Below are 22,195 nucleotides of genomic sequence, written 5' to 3' on the forward strand. Positions count from 1 at the left end.
CACGGGCGTGGCGAGCGGGGAGGTCACGCGCTAGACTCACTCCCCCTCGCCGGCCACGCGTCCCGGCTTCGTGACACTGGGAAACCTCCTTTGAACGCAGCCCCCTCTCGTCCTGACACCAGTCGTGGCGCCCCGAAGTCGCCGCTGCGCGAACACGTGGCCCAGTCCGTCCGCCGTTACCTGCGCGACCTGGACGGCAGCGACGCCGACGACGTGTACGAAATCGTGCTGCGCGAGATGGAGATCCCGTTGTTCGTGGAAGTGCTCAACCACTGCGAAGGCAACCAGAGCCGCGCGGCGGCGATGCTGGGCATTCACCGCGCCACGCTGCGCAAGAAGCTGAAAGAGTATGGGCTGACGTAAGCCGGGAATCGGGAATCGGGATTGGGGAATCGTTAGAGCGTTGGGGTGTGCTGCGGGCTGGTAATGCGCTGCGCTGGCACGCTTGGTGATGACGCGGCCGATGGACGATCTCGTTGCGTGTTGTGGAATGCGCAGCATGTTGATGTCGGGTCGGGCTGCCCAAAGTGTTCGCTCTTGATCCCACGCCTTGGCGCAGGACTTCCGTCGCGTCCAGCGTGCCCTGCTCGCGCGCCTCTTCATCTGATCGGGCCAACCGCCGGGGATCCGGCGGTTGGCCGCGGTGCTCAATCGGCGATGCCGATCGCCTGGGCGAGTTGCCTGCTCAGTTCGGCAATTGCGTCGCCGCTGCATGATCCGCTGCCGAGGCCGGGCCGCTGCCATGGTCCGCCACGATGGTGGCGAGCGTGTCGAACGGATCGTCGAACTTCTCCACCACGTTCTTGTCGTCATCGATCTGATAGGCGGTGTCGGCCTCGACGCCCTCTTCCCCGGTCTTGGCGATGATGTTGGTGTAGCGCTTGCCGTCCCAGCAGCGGAAGATCAGCACCGAGTCTTCGCCATCGGTCAGGGTGGAGCCCAGGCTGCCGATCAATCTGCTGTTGGCGCCCGCCGTCAGGATGCTGTTCTTGCCGGCGGTCAACTTGCTGCGGTCGCCCGCCATCAGCGTGCAGTCATCGCCGGCGGTGAGCCTGCTGCGGTCCCCGGCGGTGAGGAGGCTGTTGCTGCCGGCCAGCAACTTGCTGCGATCGCCAGCGATCTGGGTGCTGTCGGCGCCGGCGATCAGCTTGCTGCGGTCGCCCGCGGTCTGCGCGCTGCCCATGCCGGCGATCAACGTGCTGCGCGAACCGGCCGTCTGCGAACTCAGCTTGCCGGCAATCAGCATGCTGCGGTGACCGGCAATCTGGGTACTTTCGTGTCCTGCGATCAGCGAGCTGCCATAGCTGGCGATCTGGTTGCTGCCGTAGCCGGCGGTCAGATAGCTGCGCACGCCGCTGGCCAAGCTGCTGCCATAGCCGGCAATCAGCGAGCTGTCCTGCCCGGCGATTTCGGTGCTGCCGTAGCCTGCGGTCAACGAGCTGTTGTCCTGCGCGGTCAGGGTGCTGCCATAGCCGGCCGTCAGCGTGCTGCCCCCGCCTGCGGTCTGGGAACTGCCGTAGCCGGCCACGATGGTGCTGTCGGATCCGGCCACGCCGGTGCTGCCATAGCCGGCGATCAACTCGCTGCCGTTACCCGCGGTTTCGGTACTTCCGTAGCCTGCGATCAGCTGGCTCTGATCGGCGCCGGTGAGCGTGCTGCCGTAGGTGGCGATTTCGCGTGTGCGCACGATCGCAGCTGTCGCGTATGCGGCCTGCGGATCGATGCCGTGGGCCGCGACCGGCATTGGCGCGGTGGAATGCGCAGCGCTTTCGACGAGCGGTGCCGCGAATTGCGCCTGCGCTGCCTTGGGAATGAAATCCGCGGCAATGCACTGCATGGCACCGGCACGGCTGCCGGCGTAGACCACCTCGGCCCGGGGAAACTTGATCATGCCCTCCTCGCCCAGCCAGATGATGTCGGCGGTATCGACCATGCAGACCACCCAGTGCGCATCGGCATGCATGTTCAGATGCGCATTGGTTCCCTGTCCCCACAACAGGCCGGTCAGGCCGTTTTCCTGCTTGATGCTGGGCTGCCAATGCCGGCATTCGACACTGCCCGACTGCGGCCAGATCAGCCCGCAGTGATCGGACATGTTGTTGGTGCAGGTGCGTAATGCCAGGACTTTTGCGCGATTCATAAGGGTGATCTCATAGGAATGTTCCGAGCAGCTGCGCAAACCGGCATGCCTGCCCTGGCCGGCGAACGGGTGCGGATCGTCCCGCCGTGAGGGCGAGACGGATCTGCCCATTGGCAGGGGGCAGTACCGGCACTGCGACGGTGGGTCGTCGACGAACGCCACAAGGCGCACGCGCGCTGCGGTGTCTTACTTGAATCGCAGGGTCATGGACGGCCGTGACGGCAAGACGCAGCGGGGAGTGATGGCAAGGCTGGCTCCTGCGCGACAGCCGTTGCAGCACATAGCGACGGGACGCCTCGCCGAAAGCGTCGTTGCTGGTGAACCGGTTGAGTGAATCGATCAGCGAGCACAGATCGTCGGTCAGCCCGGCGCTGGCGACTGTCGCCGCAGCGGAAGACAGGTGCGGATTACCGAAGCACAGGCATGCGCTCCACGCCCGAAACCCGGTTTTCTTGATCAATCTGCGACCGGCTCCGGATTGTGTTCGCCAGTGCATGGCCCGAACCAAAAGAGTTTCGCGCAGCCATCAGATCCCGTCGCGGTGGCACACGTACATGCCCGGCCACAGCGGATGCCGTGGCGGCCAGCAGCAACGCCACCGCTGCCGCGAGCGCCCGGTCGGCGCTGAGCTGATGCCGCCGCGCGACAGCGCGCCCGCCATCGGCCGCAGCAGCGCCTGGCAGCGCCTTTTCAGCGCATGGATCGACGCCATTGCGGGGGCTCGGGTCCATTCGAGCGCCGGCGCGGCCTACAATATGGGTTGCCCCGCTTTGATATCCCCCACCGATGGCTTCTGATCTCCTGCCCGTGCGCCGGGCCCTGCTCTCCGTTTCCGACAAGACCGGCCTGATCGATCTGGCCCGCGCGCTGGCAGCGCGCAACGTCGCGCTGCTGTCCACCGGCGGCACCGCCAAGGCGATCCGCGAGGCGGGCCTGCCGGTCACCGACGTCGCCCAGCTGACCGGTTTCCCGGAGATGATGGACGGCCGCGTCAAGACCCTGCACCCGCTGGTGCACGGCGGCCTGCTCGGCCGCGCCGGCATCGACGAAGCGGTGATGGCCGAACACGGCATCGTGCCGATCGACCTGCTGGTGCTGAACCTGTATCCGTTCGAGTCGGTGACCGCCAAGGCCGACTGCACCCTGGCCGATGCGGTGGAAAACATCGATATCGGCGGCCCGGCGATGCTGCGCAGCGCGGCGAAGAACTTCGCCCGCGTGGCGGTGGCCACCGACCCGGCGCAGTACGCCGAGCTGCTGGCCGAACTCGACGCCAACGACGGCCAGCTGTCGGCGGCCAGGCGCTTTGCGCTGTCGGTGGCCGCGTTCAACCGCGTGGCGCAGTACGACGCGGCGATCAGCAACTATCTGTCGGCGGTGGCCGACAGCACCGAAAACGTGCCCACGCGCAGCCCGTTCCCGGCGCAGATCAATTCCAACTTCGTCAAGGTGATGGACCTGCGCTACGGCGAGAACCCGCACCAGGCTGGCGCGTTCTACCGCGACCTGTATCCGGTACCGGGCACCCTGGCCACCTTCCAGCAGTTGCAGGGCAAGGAGCTGAGCTACAACAACCTGGCCGATGCCGACGCGGCATGGGAATGCGTGCGCCAGTTCGATGCGCCGGCCTGCGTGATCGTCAAGCACGCCAACCCCTGCGGCGTGGCTGTGGGCGCAGGCTGCGGCGATGCCTACGAGCTGGCCTATGCGACCGACCCGACCAGCGCCTTCGGCGGCATCCTGGCCTTCAACAAGACCCTCGATGCGGCGACCGCCAAAGCCATCCTGGACCGCCAGTTCGTCGAGGTGCTGATCGCGCCGGACTACGAGCCCGGCGCGCTCGACTATGCCACCAAGAAAGCCAACGTGCGCGTGCTCAAGATCCCGCACGGCAACGGCCTCAACAACTACGACACCAAGCGGATCGGCTCGGGCCTGCTGATGCAGTCGTCCGACAACCGCGGCATGTCGCTGGGCGAGTTGAGCGTGGTCACCCAGCGCGCGCCCAGCGAGGCCGAACTGGGCGATCTGCTGTTCGCCTGGCGCGTGGCCAAGTACGTCAAATCCAACGCGATTGTCTACGCCAAGGACCACCGCACCATCGGTGTCGGCGCCGGGCAGATGAGCCGCGTGGTCAGCGCCAAGATCGCCGCGCTCAAGGCCGAGGAAGCCAGGCTCACGGTGGCCGGCTCGGTGATGGCGTCGGATGCGTTCTTCCCGTTCCGCGACGGCATCGATGCCGCCGCTGCGGCCGGCATCCAGGCGGTGATCCAGCCCGGCGGCTCGATGCGCGATGGCGAAGTGATCGCCGCCGCCGACGAACACGGCATCGCGATGGTGTTCACCGGCGTACGGCATTTCAGGCACTGACATGCCGGGAATGGGGAGTTGGGAATCGGGAATCGGGAAAGCGGTTCCCTGGATGCCACTCCACATCGTACGGCCTGCAGAACCAAAGACTTTGCTATTCCCCATTCCCCATTCCCGGCACTCACATGAAAATCCTCGTCATCGGCTCCGGCGGCCGTGAACACGCCCTGGCCTGGAAGATCGCGCAGTCCGCGCGCGTGAGCGAGGTGCTGGTGGCACCCGGCAATGCCGGCACCGCCACCGAAGCCAAGTGCCGCAACGTGGCGATCAAGGTCGACGACCTGGACGGCCTGCTCGCGCTGGCGCAGCGCGAAGCCGTGGCGCTCACGGTGGTCGGCCCGGAAGTGCCGCTGGTGCTGGGCGTGGTCGACCGTTTCCACGCGCTGGGCCTGCGCATCTTCGGGCCCACCGCCAAGGCCGCGCAGCTGGAAGGCAGCAAGGCCTTCGCCAAGGATTTTCTGGCGCGCCATGGCATCCCCACCGCGTATTACGCGGTACACACCGAGGTGGACGCCGCGCTGGCCTACGTGCGCAGCAAGTCTGTTGAAAGCGGGGGCGCACCGATCGTGGTCAAGGCCGATGGCCTGGCCGCCGGCAAGGGCGTGATCGTGGCGATGACGCTGGGCGAGGCCGAAGACGCGGTGCGCGACATGCTCTCGGGCAATGCGTTCGGCGATGCCGGCGCGCGCGTGGTGATCGAGGAATTCCTCGATGGCGAAGAAGCCAGCTTCATCTCGATGGTCGACGGCACCCACGCCTTGCCGATGGCCACCAGCCAGGACCACAAGCGTGTCGGCGATGGCGATAGCGGCCCCAATACCGGCGGCATGGGCGCGTACTCACCGGCTCCAGTGGTCACGCCGGAAGTGCATTCACGCGTCATGCGCGAGGTGGTCGAGCCGACCGTGCAAGGCATGATCGCCGACGGCGTGCCGTTCACCGGTTTCCTGTATGCCGGGCTGATGATCGACGCGCACGGCGCGCCCAAGGTGATCGAGTTCAACGTGCGCTTCGGCGACCCGGAAACCCAGCCGGTGATGCTGCGCCTGCAGTCGGATCTGGTCGATCTGCTGGACGCCGCCATCGACGGCGAACTCGACACCACGCAGGCGCAGTGGGACCCGCGCCCATCGCTCGGCGTGGTCATCGCCGCCAGGCCGTATCCCGAAGCCCCGATCACCGGCGAGGTCATCAGCGGCCTGGACGCGGTGCCTGCCAGCGCCAAGGTGTTCCATGCCGGCACTGCATTGAATGCAAACGGTGAGGTCGTCAGTGCCGGTGGCCGCGTGCTATGCGTTGCCGCGCTGGGCGACAGCGTGCTGGAGGCGCAGCGCAATGCCTATGCCGGCCTGCAGCCGATTCACTGGGCCAGCGCCTTCCAGCGCAGCGACATCGGCTGGCGTGCGATCGCCCGCGAGCAGGGCGCACAGGCCTGAGCGCCTTGCCCCAGGCACTTGCGACAACGCGGCTACTGACAAAGAACTAGCCGCCCTCCACCCCGACGGCGCGTGCCTGCGGCAATAATGCCCGGGCACCTTGCCTTGCAGAGACTGTGGCCACTTCCTCCTTCGACACCCGCCTCAGCCGCCTGTGGGCCCATGAAAAGGCCAGCTATGGCCTGCGCGTGTTCATCGCGCTGGCAGTGGCGATGGGGGTGTGCTGGCACTGGCAGCAGCTCACCGCGGTGCCGGCGCTGTTTCTGGGCGCGATTGCCAGCGCCATCGCCGAGACCGACGACAACTGGCTGGGCCGCATCAAGTCGGTGCTGCTGTCGCTGCTGTGTTTTGCCGCCGCTGCCGCGGCGGTGGTGCTGCTGTTTCCGTATCCGCTGGCGTTCGTGACCGGCATGGCGGTGGCGACCTTCTCGCTGACCCTGCTCGGCGCGCTGGGCGAGCGCTACGCCTCGATCGCGCAGGCCACCGTGGCCTTGTCGATCTACGCCATGATCGGCATGGACCAGCACGGCAGCCACGATCCGTCGATCGCCTGGCATGGCGCGGCGCTGCTGCTGATCGGCGCCACCTGGTACGGCGTGCTGTCGATCCTGTGGACCATCCTGTTCGCCAATCGCCCGGTGCGCGAGCGACTGTCGCGGCTGTTCTTCGAGCTGGGCCGTTATCTCAGGCTCAAGGCCGACCTGTTCGAACCGGTGCGGCAGAGCGACCTGCACGCACGCCGGCTGGCGCTGGCCGAGCAGAACGCCAAGGTGGTCGGCGCGCTCAACGCCGCCAAGACCGCGATCATGAGCCGCTTCGGCCGCTCGGGGCGGCCGGGCGTGCAATCGGGCCTGTATTTCCGCCTGTACTACATGGCGCAGGAATTCCACGAGCGCGCCAGCTCCTCGCACTATCCCTACGAAGCGCTGACCGACGCGTTCTTCCACAGCGACGTGCTGTACCGCTGCCAGCGCCTGCTCGCGTTGCAAGGCAAGGCCTGCGCCGCGTTGGGCGAGGCGATCCGCCTGCGCCATCCGTTCGATTATGGCGACAACAGCCGCCTGGCCACCGAAGATCTGCGGCAATCGCTGGACTATCTGCACGCACGTGCCGACCCCGCACTGACGCGGCTGCTCGGCGCGCTGGAGTTGCTGGTGACCAACCTGCAGAGCATCGAACGCAGGTTGTCGGAAGCGGCGCAATCCGATTCCACCAGCGACAACCTCGACACCCGCCTGCGCGACTCCTCGCCGCACACCCTGCGCGAAATGGCCGCGCGTCTGATGCAGCAACTCACGCCCGGCTCGGTGCTGTTCCGCCACGGCCTGCGCATGGCCATCGCGCTGGTGGTCGGCTACGCCATCATGCAGTCCATCCATGCCGACAACGGCTACTGGATCCTGCTCACCACCGCCTTCGTGTGCCGGCCCAACTACGGCGCCACCCGCCTGCGGCTGGTGCAGCGCATCGCCGGCACCCTGATCGGCCTGGTCGCCACCTGGGCACTGATGCAGCTGTTCCCCGGCACCGAGGTGCAGCTGCTGCTGGCGCTGGCCGCCGCGCTGGTGTTCTTCATCACCCGCACCGATCGCTACATGCTGGCCACCGCCGGCATCACGGTGATGGCGCTGTTCTGCTTCAACCTGCTTGGCGATGGCTTCGTGCTGATCTGGCCGCGCCTGATCGACACGGTGATCGGTTGCGCAATCGCCGCGGCCGCCTCGTTCCTGATCCTGCCGGACTGGCAGGGCCGCCGCCTCAACCAGGTTATGGCCACGGTGCTGGCCAGCTGCGCGCGCTATCTGGCCCAGGTGCTGGAGCAATACGCCAGCGGCATGCGCGACGACCTGCCCTACCGCATCGCGCGCCGCGACATGCACAACGCCGATGCCGCGTTGTCGGTGGCCTTGTCCAACATGCTGCGCGAACCCGGCCGCTATCGGCGCAATCTGGATGCGGGCTTCCGCTTCCTGGCGCTGTCCAACACCTTGCTCGGCTATCTGTCCGCACTCGGTGCGCACCGCGCCGCGCTCGATGGCGAACACGATCCCGCGATCGCGCAGGCTGGCGACTACCTGCAGCGCGCGCTGGGCGAAATCGCCACCGCCTTGCGCGAACGCCAGCCGCTGCCGGCGCACGACGAAAGCCAGGAAATCGTCACCGCCGAAGCGCTGGAGCAGCATGCCGTGCAACTGCCGCCCAAGCAGCGCCTGGTGCGCGACCAGCTGGCACTGACCCTGCGGCTGCTGCCCAAACTGCGTGCCGCTGCCGTGGCGGTCACCGCCGCGCCGGCAGAGGGCGCACCGCGCCTGGCGACCGGCAAGGCCTAGTGCGTCGTCGTCGATGCGCGTGCACGGTGCGCATGCGCGCCGCGCAGCCACTGCCGCATCGATGTGGGCGGCGATGCCGACGCACCCCGATGCGCGCGCAGGCCACTTGCTCCGATGACCGCGGCGCCGTTCCGGCAATGCACCTACTTCCAGTGCTTGCGCGCCACGCTCAGTCCCACCCAACCCAGCGCCGCCGCAGCAAGCACCGCGCCACCGATCACCACACCCATCCAGCCGGCCTGCGCATACGCCGCCGTGCCCAGCGTGGAACCCACCGCACCGCCGATGAAGTAGCAGGTGATGTAGGCCGAGGTGATGCGATTGCGCGCATGCGGGTTGCGCTGATAGATCACGCTCTGGTTGGCGATATGCACGCCCTGCACCGCGCTATCCAGCAGCAGTACGCCGACGATCAGCAGCGCGATCGACTGCGGCGCAAACGCCAGCAATCCCCACGACAGCAGCAGCATCACCAGCCCGCCCCAGCTGACGCGGTCGCCGTGGCCATGATCGGACCAGTGACCGGAGCGGTTGGCGGCCAGCGCGCCGGCCGCACCGATCAGGCCGAACAGCCCGATCACCGCCGTGCCATAGCCATACGCAGGCCCGGACAACAGGAACGCCAGCGTGGTCCAGAACATGCTGAAGCCGGCAAAGATCAGCCCGCCCAGCACCGCACGCGAGCGCAGCACCGCATCGTCGCGCAGCAGCGTCAGCACCGAGCCCACCAGTTGCGGATACGACAGCTGCGCATTGCCCGGGTGCCGCGGCAGCCCGCGCCACAGCAGCCAGGCGGTGACCAGCAACAGGCCGGAGGCGATCCAGTACACCGTATGCCAGCCGCCAATGCCGGCCAGCACCCCGGCCGCGGTACGCGCCAGCAGGATGCCCAGCAAGAGGCCGCTCATCACCGTGCCGATCACCCGGCCGCGCTCGTTGGGCGCCGCCAGCGTGGCGGCGAACGGCACCAGAATCTGCGCTGCCACCGAGCTGGCGCCGGTCACGATCGTGCCGACCAGCAACATCGCAAACGTGTGCGAACTGGCGCTGACCAACAAGCCAATCGCGCTCAGCACGAACAGGCCCACGATCAGGCCGCGCCGCTCCAGCCGGTCGCCCAGTGGCACCAGCAACAGCAGCCCCGCCGCGTAAGCCAGCTGCGCGGCCGTGACCACCGCACCGGCGCTGCGCACCTGGATGTCGAATGCCTGCGCCAGCGTTTCCAGCAGCGGCTGGGCGTAATAGTTGCTCGCCACCGCCAGCCCGGTGGCGGCAGCCATCAGCAGCACCAGCCGGCGCGGCAATGGCGGGTGGGCAATCGGTTCGACGGTCATGGCAGGTGCATGCTGTAGGAATGGCCGCAGTGTGGGCAGCGACGCGGCATCTTTCCAATGTATTGTTTTCACCGTAGCCATCGCGTTTGGAGATCGCATGCTGACCCTGCGCCAACTGGAGTTCGCCGTGGCCGTGGCCGAGGAAGGCGGCTTTACCGCCGCCGCACGCCGGTGCAACACCGTGCAATCGGCGCTCAGCCACCAGGTCGCCAAGATCGAGGAAACCCTCGGTGCGCGCCTGTTCGAGCGCGGCACCCGCCAGGTGCGGCCCACCGCGGCCGGCGAGGTGTTCCTGCACAACGCCCGCCAGACCCTGCGTGCGGCCGAACGTCTGCACGAGGAAATGGCCCAGGCCCTGGGCACGGTGCGCGGCCGGCTCGCGCTCGGGCAGATCTCCTCGCTCACCACCGTGCAGCTGCCGACGCTGCTGCGCGCGTTTCGCAGCGCGCATGCGCGGGTGGACGTGCACCTGCGCACCGCCATGAGCGAGACCCTGCTGCACGACCTGGGCGAAGGCCGGCTGGATGTGGCCCTGGTCGGCGTCGGCCCGCAGGTCGCGGTGCCGCAACAGCGGCTGCTGCTGCACGAGGAAGCCCTGGCCTTGATCGTGGCGCCCACCCATCGCTTCGCCACGCGCAAGCGGGTGGCGCTGGCCGAGCTGGACGACGAACCGATGGCCGGGCTGATCGCCGGCGCCGGCGTGCGCGGCATCGTCGATGCGGCCTTCGCGCAGGCCGGCCTGCGGCAGCGCCAGCAGTACGAAGTCACCCATGCCGATCTGGTGCGCGAGCTGGTCGCCGCCGACCTGGGCGTGGGCATCGTGCCGCAGACCATGGCCACGGCCATGCGCGGGGTGGTGACGGTCGCGCTGAAGGAGCGCTACCGCTTTTTGACCTATGCGGTGTGGCGGCCCGATCCCACCCCGGCCGCACGGGCCTTCGTCGCCTTGCTGCGTGCCCAACACGCGCCCCGCACGCCGGCAGCACGCGCGTCGCGCTGAGCGAGGCGGCAGCAACCATCGCGCCGTGGAAGCCTGCTAGGCTGCGCGCGTTCGCAAAGGAAACTGCATGTCCGGTCACAGTCAGTTCGCCCTGCTCAGGCAGCGCCGCTTCTTGCCGTTCTTCGCCGTGCAGGCATTGGGCGCGTTCAACGACAACGTCTATCGGCAGGCCATCATCGGCCTGTTGTTCTACCTGGGCATCGATGCGGCGCAGCGCACGCTGTACACCAATCTGGCGCCGGCATTGTTCATCCTGCCGTACTTCCTGTTCTCGGCGCTGGCCGGGCAGATCGCCGAGAAGCTGGAGAAGCAGAAACTCATCGTGATCACCACCACGATGGAGATCGCGATCATGTCGCTGGCAGCGGTGGGGTTTGTCACCGAGAACATGGTGATCCTGCTGGTCGCGCTGTTCTGCACCGGCCTGCAGTCCACGCTGTTCGGGCCGGTGAAATATTCGATCCTGCCCTCGGTGCTGAAACCGGAGGAACTCACCGGCGGCAACGGCCTAGTCGAGATGGGCACCTCGATCTCGATCCTGTGCGGCATGATCTTCGGCGGGCTGATCTTCCAGATCGCCGGCAGTCATGGTCCCGAGGCTGCGGCCACCGCGGTGATCGCAATTGCCGTCACCGGCAACCTGGTCGCGCGGCTGGTGCCCAAGGTCGATGCCGGCGCGCCCGAGCTGAAGATCCACTGGAACCCCATCCCCGAATCGCGCGCCATCATGCGCCTGACCCGGCGCACGCCGGCGGTGCGCAACTCGGTGCTGGGCGTGTCGTGGTTCTGGTTCGTCGGTACCGTGCTGACCGCGCAGCTGCCCACCTACGCGCAGGTCAATCTTGGCGGCCAGCAAGACCTGTATGTATTCGCGCTGGCGCTGTTTTCGATCGGCACCGGCATTGGTTCGCTGCTGTGCGAACGGCTGTCCGGGCGCACCGTGGAAATCGGCCTGGTGCCGCTGGGCGCGTTCGGCATCAGCGCATTCCTGCTGGACCTGTACTTCGCGGGTCCCGGTGCTGCACCTGCCACTGATCTGTCGATCGGCCAGTTCGTGCAGCAGGCCGGCAGCGTGCGGTTGATCATTGATCTGGTCGGCATCGGCCTGTTCACCGGTCTGTTCGTGGTGCCGTTGTTTGCGCTGATCCAGAGCCGCACGCCCAAGGCCGAACTGTCGCGCGTGATCGCCGGGCTCAACATCCAGAACTCGTTGTTCATTGTGGCTGCGGCCGTCATCGGTATCGCTTTGCAGTTGCCGCAGGTGGTGCTGTTCGGGGTGCGGATTCCGCTGCCGGGCCTGAGCATTCCGCAGGTGTTCCTGGCACTGGCAGTCGCCAACACGCTGGTGGCGCTGTGGATCTTCACCCTGGTGCCCGAGTTTTTGATGCGCTTTCTCAGCTGGGTGCTGGTGAGCGTGCTGTACCGGCTGCGCGCGCGCGACATCGACGCGCATGTGCCCGACGACGGCGCGGCGCTGCTGGTGTGCAATCACGTCAGCTACATGGACGCGCTGATCCTGTCGGCGGTGATTCCGCGCCCGGTGCGGTTTGTCATGTACTACAAGATTTTCCGCATCCCGGTGATGCGCTGGATCTTCCACACCGCCAAGGCCATCCCGATCGCCGGCGCGCGTGAAGACCCCGCGCTGATGCAGCAGGCCTTCGACCGTATCGATGCGGCGCTGGCCGACGGCGAGCTGGTGTGCATCTTCCCCGAAGGCGCATTGACCAGGGATGGCGAGATCGCGCCGTTCAAGTCGGGCGTGGAAAAGATCCTGCAACGCCGCCAGGTGCCGGTGATTCCGATGGCGCTGCGTGGCATGTGGTCGAGCATGTGGAGCCGCCGCGACACCCGCCTGGGCCGCATGCGCGTGCCGCGCCGGATCCGCGCGCATATCGAAGTGGCCGCCGGCGCAGCGGTTCCCGGCGACGCCGCGACCGCCGCGCTGCTCGAACAGCAGGTCCGTGCACTGCGCAAGGATCAGCCGTGACTGCGGCCGCGCGGGCTTTGCGTCCGCCGCGTGCCGCGAGTAGCCTGTGCGCCATTGCACGTATTGCCGCCGCGCTCGCCTAGCGGGCGCGACAAGAAGGACCTGGGGAAGTCGTCGTACGCCACATCACCGTGTCAGACGTGTTCGCCGTGATCGGTGGACGCTGCCTGCGCGGCCCATCGCTGGCTTCCCCACGCGCTGCAACATCTCGCTGTTGTTTACCACCCAAGGAGCTTCACCATGAGTGCCATCCCACCGCCGATCCATCCCTCGCCCAGCGCCGCACCGGGCCCGATTCCCAATCACCTGATCTGGGCGATCGTCTCCACCGTGCTCGGCTTCTGCCTGTGCTGCCCGGCCCTGATCACCGGCATCGTGGCGATCGTGTTCTCCAGCAAGGTCAACGGCCTGCTCAACCAGGGCGACATCGACGGCGCACGGCGTGCCTCCAACACCGCCAAGACCTGGTGCATCGTGACCAGCGTGCTGGCCGTCATCGGCCTGCTGATCAACATCGGCATGGTCGCCACCGGCGGCATGCAGGGCTACATGGACTACATGCAGCAGTTGCAGCACATGCAGTAATGCAACTGCGTCCACGCCATTGGCTTGGACTCGGGGCGGCCACTAGCGTGGCCGCCTTCGGCGTGTCGCTGCTGTATCGCTTCGATCCGAACGCGAGCAACAGCCCGTTCCCGCCCTGCGTGTTCCGTGCCGTGACCGGCTGCTACTGCCCTGGTTGCGGCATGACCCGCGCGCTGTATGCGCTGGTGCACTTCGATCTGCCCGGCGCCTTCGCCATGAACCCGGCCGCCGTGCTCGGCCTGTTCACCCTGCCCGGCCTGATCGCCTGGAAAGCCGGTTGGCGCGCGCGCTGGTTCGCACCGGTGGTGGCCGTGATGTCCGAGCCGAAGTTCTGGTTGTGGGCGTTGCCTGTGTATTGGGTTGCCAGGAATTTGCCTTGGTACCCGTTTACCTTGCTGGCACCGGGTTAGCAGGTCGCGAACAGCCGCTCGATCGAAATCAGCCTGCGCGCCTACCGCACCCAGCCGGCGATCACCAGCAACGCCAGCACCACCATCCACAGCAGCAGCACGCGCCAGACCAGGCTCATCGCATCGCGCACCTCCGGCAGGCGGCGCCAGACCGGCACCAGTCCCGAATCGGTGTAGTCGTGCGCTTCCTCGCGCAGCTCGGCGCTGACGCTGGCACGCGCCACCGCACCGAGAAAATGCGGCTCCAGCGACCAGCGGTTGCCATGCGCCTGCCGCCAGGCACGGAACACCGTGTCGAAATTGCCTACCAGCGCCATCGACACGGTGATCAACTGCGCCACCGGCCATTCCAGCGCGGCCAGCAACCAGCGCGCGCCGGCCAGGTTGCGCGGCGGCAGCAGCACCGAGAGCGGGCTTTCCACCGCCAGCGCCGTCAGCCGATACAGCACCGCGCCGAACGGTCCCAGCAGCAAGAACCACCACAGCACCGCGAACCAGCGCCGCAACCCGTTGACCACCACCGCTTCCACCAGCGACGGCGCATCCTCGTGCACGCTGCCGCCGGCGGCCTGCAGCTGCGCGATCGCATCGCGGCGCGCGCCTGCTTCGTCGGCATCGATCACCGCTTCCACATCGCGATCCAGATCGCGCGGCCCCCAGGTCCAAGCCAGCACCGCCACGCCGAACAGCAAGGCCCAGAACCCGCGCCATACCTCGTCCAGCAGCCATTGCAGCAGCACGACCACCAGCAAGGCCGGCAACAGCGCCAGCGCGACGCCATAGCGCCCCTGCCACGCACCGCGCCCGGCGGCATGGCTGTCCAGCCGGCGCAGCCACTGGCCGAACCATTCGAAACGCCGCAGCCGCGCCACCTGGGCGGGCGCCAGGTGGCCCAGCGCAAGTGCGACGACGACAGCAACCAGGGTGGTGAACATGGGTAGGCCTCCTCAGCCGAGTCTAGCCGAGCCGATGCACGCGCAGCCGATCTGCCCGTGCTGCAGCGCTCGCCCAGGCTCAGCCATGCGCGCGATGCCAATGCTCCACCAGCGCCCGCGCGATGGAAATGCGCGGCGGCAGCCCGATCTGGCCTTCGCCGGCCAATGCCGCGGTGACCTCGGCATGGCTGACCCAGCGCGCGTCTTCCAGCTCGCCGGTGACCTGCGGCACCTCGCTTGCCGCAGCGCGCGCGGTGAAGCCCAGCATCAACGCACCCGGGAACGGCCACGGTTGCGCGCCCAGATAGCGGCAGTCCTGCACCTGCACACGGGTTTCCTCGAACACCTCGCGCGCCACGGTCTGCTCCAGCGACTCGCCGGGTTCGACAAAGCCGGCAATCACCGAATACCGCCCCGGCGCCCAGCTTGCCTGCCGCCCCAGCAGCAGGCGCGCGCCATCGCTGACCGCCACGATGATCGCCGGGTCCACGCGTGGGTAATGCTCGGTCTGACATTGCGTGCAATGGGCGATGAAGCCGGCTCGGCGGAACGCGATCGCCCCGCCGCAGACGCCGCAGAAACGTGTGCGCGACTGCCAGTGCAGCATCGCGCGCGCGTAGGCAAAGGCAGTGGATATGTCTGCCGGCCAGTCGGCGGCGGCCTGGCGCAGGTCGATGCGCTGCGGCGCGTCCACACCGAGCACATCGGATGGCAGGCAGAACCAGCCGACGCCATCGCGCAGCCCAAGAAAGATCGCCCCATCCGGCCCGTCGCCAAGCGCGGCACCGTCCATCAGCAGCGGCTGGCCATCCGCATCGGCCAGCGCAGTGCCCTTGGCATCGAGCAGCAGCACGCGGCCTTGCGGCCACAGACGCGCCAGCGCCGCGGGATCGTCACGCAGCAGGTCGCCACGATCCAGCGGCGCATGGGTGAAGGCAAAACCGGAGGTTGAAAAAGAGGACTCTGACATCGGCGCAAGCCTGCCGATAATCGGCATCGCCCGCAAGCAGCGCACCATCGATGCAGGCCCGGCCGGCGGCGCGCGTTCAGACGTCGACACCACCTGGCGCCCGCCGGGCGGTCATGAGCGCGTCACATTGCGCGCCACATCGCAGAGCAGGTCACGTGCGATCGACATGGTGTTGCAGCCAGCCGGGTCCGAATTCCGGCATCCCCGGCCTTGCCGCCTGCGCCTGCGCCTGCGCCTGCGACAAGGCTCCATCGAAGGGTGAGGCATCCCGGCGAGCGCGGATGCCGGACGCGACGATCACCCAGCTGTCAGCGACACGCTCTCCCGGTCTCAGCGCTGCTTGTCCAGCAGCTGATGCCGTACCGCGACGATGCACGGTTCGTTGGTGGTCAGATGCACGAACGCCGAGTTGTCGTTGGGGTCGCCACTGCCGATATCGACCAGCGCTGCCTGGGTGCTGCCGCGACGCTTGAAGGCGGCGATCGCGGTCACCGCATTCTTCAGCGGGATGGTGGCGTCGTTGGACGAACCGCATAGCAGCGTCGGCGTCTGCGGTGCCCAGTCCAGCAGGTCGTTGCGTGCCAGGTCCTTGCGGAATGGATTGCCGGGATTGCTGGCAAAATCGCGATAGAACCCCGGCTGGAAGTAGGCCTTGAGCTGATCGATCCCGGGCAGCGTATCGCCCAGGAACAGATCGGTCAGGCCCAGTTTGCCGGGAAACAGCGCCTCGACCCGGGCCGCCCACCGATCCTGAAACACCTGCCCGGCCGCCAGATAGATATTGCGATACGTGTGCTGCATCGCGACGATCGCGTAGCTGCCCAGGATGATGCCGAAGCTGCTTTCGCCGACCGCGTTGCTCCCGCTCCAGCTGTCCACGAAGGTCTGCTCCAGTGCGTAGGGCCCGGAGATCGGCGCGCTGGCAACCAGATGGAACTCCTTGGACAGATGCGCTTCGATCTCCCGCTGGGTTGCCAGTGCGGCATGGCCGCCTTGCGAATATCCCGACAGCATGACCTTGCCCGATAACGGCGTCTTCAAGCGCTGCAGCACGCTGCGTGCCGCGCGCAAGGCATCGATCGTCGCACTGGCTTCGGTCGCGCTATGCAGGTAGGGATGGGAGCGGTAGCTGGATTGACCGAGCCCCAGATAATCGCTGCTGACCACCACATAGCCCTGGCTGGCCAGCCGTGTGACCAGCGGGTCGTCGCCCTTGGCGTCACGGATGTCCTTGGCCTGTTGCTCGTTGCGGATCGTCGCTGTCGACCGCCCCCAGCCCAGCAACGGATACGGCCCGGTGCAACGCTCGCCGCCTGGAATCAGCACCACGCCCGACGCAGTGGCCGGTTCGCCATCGACACCGACGGTGGCATAGGTGAACTCGGCCACGCGCACATTGCATCTGGGCTGTTCGGCCTGCGGCTCGGAGGTGAGCAATGCGGCAATCGCATCACGGGTGTAGCTGGTCAGGAAATTGCTGCTGAGCAAGCTGCCGCGTGCGGGCGATGCCTGCGCGCTGGGCGCAAGCACTGCGCTGGCGATACCAAGCATGGCCAGCAGGCTCAACGTCGATCGGGATCTGATCTGCAACATGGTGAGGCTTCTCTCGTGGATGACTGCGATGGCAGGGGACTGGCATGTCGAAGGATCGAGATCCGTTGCGCGATCAACGCACGCGGGCTGGGCGGCGCGGTGACTGCACCATGGGGTGGGATCGGCGCGGTGTGCGGCACGCTCGGTCAGCGCAATGGCGACCGCCCGCGTGCGTCACGCAAGACAAGACGCGATGCATGAATCGAACCGGCATGTGCTGGCACCAGCGCTGAGCATGCGTGCAGTATCGCCATCGCCGCACGCGGCCCGGTTCGCGCGCACGAAGCTTGCGCGCGCATGGCGAACCCCGCAGCACACGACTGTTCACAGCGCGTTGGACATGCACGTCGATAGCGCGTGGCGCCTCGCCAGTGCATCGGCGGGCATCTGCGCAGTGCATGGATCACATAGATCGAGGTTGGAAAATCCGCCCGGCTGCGGTGTCGTTGACCCGCGACACGCATCGCACCCAAAGTCATACAGCGCGCGCAAGCGACGCACAGCGTGAGGCCATCTCGGCGCACGCTACTGACGCTACCACCGCACCATGTCAGACCTGAGAACGTCGCAGGCAGCAGATTGCCCGCGACTCGACCGGAACATCACACACAAACAACCAAGCGCCGGCAACCGCGTCGATTCAGACGCTGAAGCTGCTACCGCACCCACAGGTGGTCTTGGCGTTCGGATTGCGGATCACGAACTGCGCCCCGGTCAGGCTTTCGGTGTAGTCCACTTCGGCGCCCATCAGGTACTGCAGGCTCAGCGGGTCGACCAGCAGCGTCACCCCGTCGGTAGCCACGGCCAGGTCGTCCTCGGCGCGGTTCTCGTCGAACTCGAAGCCGTACTGGAAGCCGGAACAGCCGCCACCCTGGATATAGACACGCAACGCCAGCTCGGCGTTACCTTCTTCCTGGATCAGCTCGCGCACCTTGCTGGCGGCGGCCACGGAAAAGTTCAGCGGCCGGTCGATGGACTGATAGTCCGGGGCCGGAGCGGCGGTGGGAAGCGAAACGAGCGTACTCATGGCGTCAGCATGGGGGCCAGGCGGCCCCACTTCAAGCGCTGCCTGCCAAACCTGGCGCCCCGCTTCAGCCGGGGCCACGCGCTCAGGCGTCGGCAGTCTCGGCCTGCAGGGCCTTGACGGGCTCGGCGCGGCCGGCCTCCGGCGCCGGCAACGCGGCGGTCGCGCCGGCGGTGGCGGCATGGATCAGGCGGCCGGTGAGCTGCGCGCCGGCGCTCATCTCCACCACCTGATAATGCACATTGCCCTGCACCCGCGCGTTGGCGGCCAGCTCGACCCGCTCGGCGGCATGCACGTCGCCGGTCAGCTGGCCGTTGATGATCACCACCGGCGCACGCACCTCGCCCTCGATACTGCCCTGCTCGGCCACCGTCAAGGTGGCGCTGGCGCCGTCTTCGGCAATCACCTTGCCCAGGATGCGGCCTTCCACATACAGGCCGCCGCTGAACATCAGGTCGCCGCGGATGACCACCTGCGGCCCGATCAAGGTGTCGACCACGGTCTGCGCACCACGGTTGGATTTGTTTCCGAACATGAGCTACTCCCCCGCGCCATTCCCGGCGACTGTCCAGTCGAATGTCTGATTGACCGGCGCCCCATCGCCGCTCAGGGAGATTTTGACACGTTGCGGGGTGAAATCCTTCGGCAGGATCACGCTGCCGTCCAATTGCTGGAAATAGCGGAACGAGTACGGCTGCCCGGCCGCCTCCGGCTTCTGGTGCAGTTCGTTCCAGCTCACCGTGACCAGCTTGCCGGCACGCACGCCTTCCACCGAAAAGCGCAGCTGGCCCTGGCTGATCGCGCCGCGGTTGAGGTTCTGGGTCAGCACCACGCTGTAATTCCAGGTGCCGCCGGCCTCGGCGGTGAATTGCACCGAGTGCGCGTTCAGCCCCTTGCGCTGCGCAGTGGAGCCCACCAGGCGCTCGTAGAACGCCACATCCGCGCGCAGTGCGGCGATCTGCTCGTCGCGCTCGGCCAGCGAAGCCTGCACCTCGGTATTGGCGGCGCGGCTGATCTTGTCGGACATCGCCAGGTTGACCTGGCGCTGCTGCAGCTGCGCGATCTGCCGACGCTGCTGGGCCTGGTTGCGCTGCGCCTGCTGCAGCGCCGCCTCGGCCTGGACCAGACGCGGCGCGGCAGTGCGGCTGGCCATCCACCACGCCCCGCCCAGCGATGCCAGCCACGCCAGCGCGATCACCAGCCACAACCAGCGGCCGCGGGAACGGCCACCGCCGGACTCACGTTGGACGATCTGAACGCGTGCGGCTGGTCGCATGGGCATCGGGTCCGGACGGGCCGGCGCAGTCATGGGCGGCGTAGTGTGCCAGAGCGCCACTGACCGGCGTGCTGGCGCTGGACCGGCGGTTATCCCAAAGTTCTGCGATAGTTCTGCAATTGTTTGCAGGGATCGACGACGCCATGAGCGAAGCCCATCTGTTCGTGATCGGCATCCTGCTGGCCTGGCTGGCCGGCATCCGGGTCTATCTCACCGTGTTCGGTGTCGGCCTGGCCGGCCTGCTCGGCTGGATCGAGCTGCCGCCCGCCCTGCACCCGGCACAGTCGTGGTGGGTGCTGGGCACCTCCGGTGCACTGGCGGTGGCCGAATTCTTCGCCGACAAGATCCCCGGCGTGGATTCGGGCTGGGACCTGCTGCAGACCCTGGCACGCGTGCCGGCCGGCGCCTTTCTGGCCGCAGCCACACTGTCGCCGGACGGTGATCTGAGCACGGGTGTGCTGGCCGCCGGCGCCGGCGTGGCGCTGACCAGCCATACCCTCAAGGCCGGCACCCGCGCCTTGCTCAACACCTCGCCGGAACCGGCCAGCAACTGGGTCGCCTCGCTGGCCGAAGACACCGTCGCCACCACCGCCCTGGCGCTGGCACTGGCGCACCCGTGGCTGGCACTCAGTATTGCGGTCGGCTCCAGCGTGCTGGCCACGCTGGTGGTGTGGTGGGTGTGGCGCTTGCTGTGGCGGGGCATGCGCCGGCTGGTCGCGCCGATGCGCTCCACCACCACGCCGGCTGCACGTCGCTCCCCGCTATCGTGAAGTTCATCGCATAATCATCGCGACTGCAGGGAGTATCGATGGCCGCCCGAGATCCGGTTCCTTTTACCCGTGACGACACCGCCACGCGCAATCGTCCACTGCGCGCCGAAACGCCGCCGGCCGACTATTGGCGCCGCTGGGCCGACGAGGCGGCGGCGTCCACCGCCGCCGAGCCGGTGAGCGCGGCCATCATTCCGGCGCCTGCGCTCGCCGCCGCACCCGCAATGATCGTGCCGCCTGCGCCGGCGCCGGCGCAGGCCGTTGCAGCGGGCAGCAACGCGCACGCGACGGCGGCAGCGCCGACATCAACGACTGCCTCGACCCCACGCGAGGGCGATGACAACGTCGCCGCCGACGCGCCGTACCGCGTGCTGATCGTCGAGGACGACCGCTCGCAGGCGCTGTTTGCGCAGAGCGTGCTGCACGGCGCCGGCATGCATGCACAGGTCGAAATGACCGCCGCCAGCGTGCCGCAGGCGATCCAGGACTACCACCCGGATCTGATCCTGATGGATCTGCACATGCCCGAGCTGGACGGCATCCGCCTGACCACCCTGATCCGCCAGCAGCCGGGCCAGCAACTGCTGCCAATCGTGTTCCTCACCGGCGACCCGGACCCGGAGCGCCAGTTCGAAGTGCTCGACAGCGGCGCCGACGATTTCCTGACCAAGCCGATCCGCCCACGTCACCTGATCGCGGCGGTGTCCAACCGCATCCGCCGCGCACGCCAGCAGGCGCTGCAGCAGGCCGGCGAACCGGTCGGCGTGCGCAGCAATCCGGAAACCGGCCTGCCGACGCGCGGCCATGTGATGGAACTGCTGGCCGATGCGCTGGCGCGCAAGCAGTCCGGCGGGCTGTTCTTCATCGAAATCGCCAGCGCGCTCGGCCTGCGTGAGCGCTACGGCTATGCCGCCTACGAGCGCCTGATGACCCAGGCCGGGCATCGCCTGGCCAGTGCCGCGCACCCGTATCCGCTGGCGCGCTTGAACGACAACAGCTTCCTGCTGCTGGGCGTGGACATGCCCGAATCCAGCCTGGAACAGCACGCGCTGGAGATCCGCCAGCGACTGGCCACGCATGCCTTCCCGGTGCGCGAGGAGGAATCGGTGCACGTGCGCTGCGCCATCGGCGTGGCGCCGTTGGGCCTGGGCTTCGACGACACCGGCAGCGCGCTGGAAGCGGTCGAGCGCACCGCGCTGCAGGCACGCCTGCGCAGCGATGGCGTGCAGGCCTATCTGGCCCCGAGCCAGGCCGAACAGCAGGAACAGCTGCGCCTGGTCGAAGGCCAGCTCGAACTGGCGTATCAACCGATCGTGGCGGTGGCCGGCGGCGACACCGCGCAATACCAGGTGCTGCTGCGGCTGCGCCAGGCCGACGGCACGCTGCTGTCGGCCGGCCAGGTGATTCCCGCCGCCGAAGCGGCCGGACGCATCGCCGATCTCGACCAGCAGGTCATGGACCACGCGCTCGGCCTGCTGCATCTGTACCAGCATGCCCACCCGCCGCTGCGGCTGTTCGTGTCGCAGTCGCCGCGCACGCTGGCACGCGATGCCTTTGCCGACTGGCTGCTCAAGACGCTGGTCGAGCGTGGCGTGGCCGGGCAGTCGCTGATCGTCGACCTGCGCCTGGACGATGCGCTGATCCACGCAGTCACCGTGCAGCAGTTCTGCGCCAGATTGATGCCGGCCGGCGTGCAGTTCTGCCTGAGCCAGTTCGAGACCGGCGACGAGGCCAACGCGCTGCTGGGCCAGTTGCCGCTGAGCTTCGTGCGCATGGCCAACCGCTTCGCCGATGCCCACGGCAACGCGGCAGTCCGCGACGAACTGCGCAGCGTGATCGATATCGCCCATCAGCGCGGCCTGCTGATCATCGGCCAACGCATCGAAGATCCGCAGGCGGCCGCGGCGATGTGGATGAGCGGCGTGGACTTCATCCAGGGCAACCTGGTGCAGACGGTCGGCAAGGAACTGGACTTCGACTTCACGAACGCGGTGCTCTGAGTGACGTCGCGGGCAGGAGGCCTTCGCGCCTG

20 protein-coding genes are annotated in these 22,195 nt (G+C 67.6%); 12 read left to right on the forward strand and 8 right to left on the reverse strand.

The window, feature by feature from the left end:
* Nucleotides 1-90 precede the first annotated feature (90 nt).
* Nucleotides 91-363, forward strand: a complete 273-nt coding sequence (gene fis, locus XarbCFBP7408_RS09385) for a DNA-binding transcriptional regulator Fis (protein ID WP_002804983.1) — start codon at nucleotides 91-93, stop codon at nucleotides 361-363.
* Nucleotides 364-685: 322 nt separating this feature from the next.
* On the opposite strand, the gene XarbCFBP7408_RS23120 is transcribed toward fis, so the two are convergent.
* Nucleotides 686-2,140 (reverse strand): hypothetical protein, encoded by a 1,455-nt coding sequence (locus XarbCFBP7408_RS23120; RefSeq protein ID WP_181106370.1) that lies wholly within the window; start codon nucleotides 2,138-2,140, stop codon nucleotides 686-688.
* 494 nt (nucleotides 2,141-2,634) lie between these two features.
* Between XarbCFBP7408_RS23120 and XarbCFBP7408_RS23475 the strand changes: the two genes are divergently transcribed.
* The 4 genes from XarbCFBP7408_RS23475 to yccS all read left to right on the forward strand — a co-directional run bounded on the left by XarbCFBP7408_RS23475 (nucleotide 2,635) and on the right by yccS (nucleotide 8,276).
* Nucleotides 2,635-2,937, forward strand: a complete 303-nt coding sequence (locus XarbCFBP7408_RS23475) for a hypothetical protein (RefSeq protein ID WP_181106372.1) — start codon at nucleotides 2,635-2,637, stop codon at nucleotides 2,935-2,937.
* Nucleotides 2,927-4,510, forward strand: coding sequence for a bifunctional phosphoribosylaminoimidazolecarboxamide formyltransferase/IMP cyclohydrolase (gene purH / locus XarbCFBP7408_RS09405; RefSeq protein WP_104562724.1), 1,584 nt, complete (start codon nucleotides 2,927-2,929; stop codon nucleotides 4,508-4,510). Before XarbCFBP7408_RS23475 ends, purH begins: the two co-directional genes overlap by 11 nt.
* Nucleotides 4,511-4,635: 125 nt before the next feature.
* The gene (gene purD, locus XarbCFBP7408_RS09410) at nucleotides 4,636-5,946 is read left to right on the forward strand and encodes a phosphoribosylamine--glycine ligase (protein ID WP_104562725.1); all 1,311 of its coding nucleotides are present in this window, start codon (nucleotides 4,636-4,638) and stop codon (nucleotides 5,944-5,946) included.
* Nucleotides 5,947-6,062: 116 nt separating this feature from the next.
* The gene (gene yccS / locus XarbCFBP7408_RS09415; protein WP_104562726.1) at nucleotides 6,063-8,276 is read left to right on the forward strand and encodes a YccS family putative transporter; all 2,214 of its coding nucleotides are present in this window, start codon (nucleotides 6,063-6,065) and stop codon (nucleotides 8,274-8,276) included.
* Nucleotides 8,277-8,419: 143 nt separating this feature from the next.
* Here the strand turns inward: yccS and XarbCFBP7408_RS09420 are convergent, their stop codons facing one another.
* Nucleotides 8,420-9,610, reverse strand: a complete 1,191-nt coding sequence (locus XarbCFBP7408_RS09420; protein WP_104562727.1) for an MFS transporter — start codon at nucleotides 9,608-9,610, stop codon at nucleotides 8,420-8,422.
* Nucleotides 9,611-9,707: 97 nt separating this feature from the next.
* Between XarbCFBP7408_RS09420 and XarbCFBP7408_RS09425 the strand changes: the two genes are divergently transcribed.
* The 4 genes from XarbCFBP7408_RS09425 (at nucleotide 9,708) to XarbCFBP7408_RS09440 (ending at nucleotide 13,595) form a co-directional block, all read left to right on the forward strand.
* Nucleotides 9,708-10,610 (forward strand): LysR family transcriptional regulator, encoded by a 903-nt coding sequence (locus XarbCFBP7408_RS09425; protein WP_104562728.1) that lies wholly within the window; start codon nucleotides 9,708-9,710, stop codon nucleotides 10,608-10,610.
* Between the two features lie 67 nt (nucleotides 10,611-10,677).
* Nucleotides 10,678-12,600: an MFS transporter gene (locus tag XarbCFBP7408_RS09430; RefSeq protein ID WP_104562729.1), complete on the forward strand. Its 1,923-nt coding sequence runs from the start codon at nucleotides 10,678-10,680 to the stop codon at nucleotides 12,598-12,600.
* Between the two features lie 240 nt (nucleotides 12,601-12,840).
* On the forward strand, nucleotides 12,841-13,185 hold the full coding sequence (locus tag XarbCFBP7408_RS09435; protein WP_016902410.1) for a CD225/dispanin family protein: 345 nt from the start codon (nucleotides 12,841-12,843) through the stop codon (nucleotides 13,183-13,185).
* Complete coding sequence (locus XarbCFBP7408_RS09440) at nucleotides 13,185-13,595, forward strand: DUF2752 domain-containing protein (protein ID WP_104562730.1); 411 nt, start codon at nucleotides 13,185-13,187, stop codon at nucleotides 13,593-13,595. The genes XarbCFBP7408_RS09435 and XarbCFBP7408_RS09440 overlap by 1 nt, the downstream gene beginning before the upstream one ends.
* A 41-nt stretch (nucleotides 13,596-13,636) precedes the next feature.
* Here XarbCFBP7408_RS09440 and XarbCFBP7408_RS09445 read toward each other — a convergent pair whose 3' ends face one another.
* Nucleotides 13,637-14,530 carry a hypothetical protein gene (locus tag XarbCFBP7408_RS09445; RefSeq protein ID WP_104562731.1) on the reverse strand — a complete coding sequence of 298 codons (894 nt, stop codon included), beginning with the start codon at nucleotides 14,528-14,530 and terminating at the stop codon, nucleotides 13,637-13,639.
* Between the two features lie 79 nt (nucleotides 14,531-14,609).
* Nucleotides 14,610-15,500, reverse strand: coding sequence for an NAD(+) diphosphatase (gene nudC / locus XarbCFBP7408_RS09450; RefSeq protein ID WP_104562775.1), 891 nt, complete (start codon nucleotides 15,498-15,500; stop codon nucleotides 14,610-14,612).
* On the opposite strand from nudC, the gene XarbCFBP7408_RS22355 reads away from it, so the two are divergent.
* Nucleotides 15,460-15,762: a hypothetical protein gene (locus XarbCFBP7408_RS22355; RefSeq protein WP_146093755.1), complete on the forward strand. Its 303-nt coding sequence runs from the start codon at nucleotides 15,460-15,462 to the stop codon at nucleotides 15,760-15,762. The two genes, nudC and XarbCFBP7408_RS22355, sit on opposite strands and share 41 nt — an antisense overlap.
* 68 nt (nucleotides 15,763-15,830) lie before the next feature.
* Here the strand turns inward: XarbCFBP7408_RS22355 and XarbCFBP7408_RS09455 are convergent, their stop codons facing one another.
* The 4 genes from XarbCFBP7408_RS09455 to XarbCFBP7408_RS09470 all read right to left on the reverse strand — a co-directional run bounded on the left by XarbCFBP7408_RS09455 (nucleotide 15,831) and on the right by XarbCFBP7408_RS09470 (nucleotide 19,393).
* On the reverse strand, nucleotides 15,831-17,093 hold the full coding sequence (locus XarbCFBP7408_RS09455) for a lipase family protein (protein ID WP_104562732.1): 1,263 nt from the start codon (nucleotides 17,091-17,093) through the stop codon (nucleotides 15,831-15,833).
* A 640-nt stretch (nucleotides 17,094-17,733) separates the two neighbouring features.
* Nucleotides 17,734-18,120 carry an iron-sulfur cluster insertion protein ErpA gene (gene erpA / locus XarbCFBP7408_RS09460; protein ID WP_024938186.1) on the reverse strand — a complete coding sequence of 129 codons (387 nt, stop codon included), beginning with the start codon at nucleotides 18,118-18,120 and terminating at the stop codon, nucleotides 17,734-17,736.
* Nucleotides 18,121-18,202: 82 nt separating this feature from the next.
* Nucleotides 18,203-18,652: a bactofilin family protein gene (locus XarbCFBP7408_RS09465; RefSeq protein ID WP_016902416.1), complete on the reverse strand. Its 450-nt coding sequence runs from the start codon at nucleotides 18,650-18,652 to the stop codon at nucleotides 18,203-18,205.
* A gap of 3 nt (nucleotides 18,653-18,655) precedes the next feature.
* Nucleotides 18,656-19,393 carry a DUF6776 family protein gene (locus tag XarbCFBP7408_RS09470; protein WP_104562733.1) on the reverse strand — a complete coding sequence of 246 codons (738 nt, stop codon included), beginning with the start codon at nucleotides 19,391-19,393 and terminating at the stop codon, nucleotides 18,656-18,658.
* Between the two features lie 143 nt (nucleotides 19,394-19,536).
* On the opposite strand from XarbCFBP7408_RS09470, the gene XarbCFBP7408_RS09475 reads away from it, so the two are divergent.
* Nucleotides 19,537-20,163, forward strand: a complete 627-nt coding sequence (locus XarbCFBP7408_RS09475) for a DUF4126 domain-containing protein (RefSeq protein ID WP_104562776.1) — start codon at nucleotides 19,537-19,539, stop codon at nucleotides 20,161-20,163.
* A gap of 38 nt (nucleotides 20,164-20,201) precedes the next feature.
* Entirely contained in the window at nucleotides 20,202-22,163 is a 1,962-nt protein-coding gene (locus XarbCFBP7408_RS09480) for an EAL domain-containing protein (RefSeq protein ID WP_181106376.1), read from the forward strand.
* Nucleotides 22,164-22,195 lie beyond the last annotated feature (32 nt).

The sequence above is a fragment of the Xanthomonas arboricola pv. guizotiae genome (assembly GCF_002940205.1).
Taxonomy (GTDB): domain Bacteria; phylum Pseudomonadota; class Gammaproteobacteria; order Xanthomonadales; family Xanthomonadaceae; genus Xanthomonas; species Xanthomonas arboricola_C.

Bases quoted from the DNA above. Each gene is read 5' to 3' on its own strand.
- XarbCFBP7408_RS23120 (WP_181106370.1), bottom strand. From the start codon at position 2,140: ATGAATCGCGCAAAAGTCCTGGCATTACGCACCTGCACCAACAACATG.
- XarbCFBP7408_RS23475 (WP_181106372.1), top strand. From the start codon at position 2,635: ATGGCCCGAACCAAAAGAGTTTCGCGCAGCCATCAGATCCCGTCGCGG.
- purH (WP_104562724.1), top strand. From the start codon at position 2,927: ATGGCTTCTGATCTCCTGCCCGTGCGCCGGGCCCTGCTCTCCGTTTCC.
- purD (WP_104562725.1), top strand. From the start codon at position 4,636: ATGAAAATCCTCGTCATCGGCTCCGGCGGCCGTGAACACGCCCTGGCC.
- XarbCFBP7408_RS09420 (WP_104562727.1), bottom strand. From the start codon at position 9,610: ATGACCGTCGAACCGATTGCCCACCCGCCATTGCCGCGCCGGCTGGTG.
- XarbCFBP7408_RS09425 (WP_104562728.1), top strand. From the start codon at position 9,708: ATGCTGACCCTGCGCCAACTGGAGTTCGCCGTGGCCGTGGCCGAGGAA.
- XarbCFBP7408_RS09430 (WP_104562729.1), top strand. From the start codon at position 10,678: ATGTCCGGTCACAGTCAGTTCGCCCTGCTCAGGCAGCGCCGCTTCTTG.
- XarbCFBP7408_RS09435 (WP_016902410.1), top strand. From the start codon at position 12,841: ATGAGTGCCATCCCACCGCCGATCCATCCCTCGCCCAGCGCCGCACCG.
- XarbCFBP7408_RS09440 (WP_104562730.1), top strand. From the start codon at position 13,185: ATGCAACTGCGTCCACGCCATTGGCTTGGACTCGGGGCGGCCACTAGC.
- XarbCFBP7408_RS09445 (WP_104562731.1), bottom strand. From the start codon at position 14,530: ATGTTCACCACCCTGGTTGCTGTCGTCGTCGCACTTGCGCTGGGCCAC.
- nudC (WP_104562775.1), bottom strand. From the start codon at position 15,500: ATGTCAGAGTCCTCTTTTTCAACCTCCGGTTTTGCCTTCACCCATGCG.
- XarbCFBP7408_RS09455 (WP_104562732.1), bottom strand. From the start codon at position 17,093: ATGTTGCAGATCAGATCCCGATCGACGTTGAGCCTGCTGGCCATGCTT.
- erpA (WP_024938186.1), bottom strand. From the start codon at position 18,120: ATGAGTACGCTCGTTTCGCTTCCCACCGCCGCTCCGGCCCCGGACTAT.
- XarbCFBP7408_RS09465 (WP_016902416.1), bottom strand. From the start codon at position 18,652: ATGTTCGGAAACAAATCCAACCGTGGTGCGCAGACCGTGGTCGACACC.
- XarbCFBP7408_RS09470 (WP_104562733.1), bottom strand. From the start codon at position 19,393: ATGCGACCAGCCGCACGCGTTCAGATCGTCCAACGTGAGTCCGGCGGT.
- XarbCFBP7408_RS09475 (WP_104562776.1), top strand. From the start codon at position 19,537: ATGAGCGAAGCCCATCTGTTCGTGATCGGCATCCTGCTGGCCTGGCTG.
- XarbCFBP7408_RS09480 (WP_181106376.1), top strand. From the start codon at position 20,202: ATGGCCGCCCGAGATCCGGTTCCTTTTACCCGTGACGACACCGCCACG.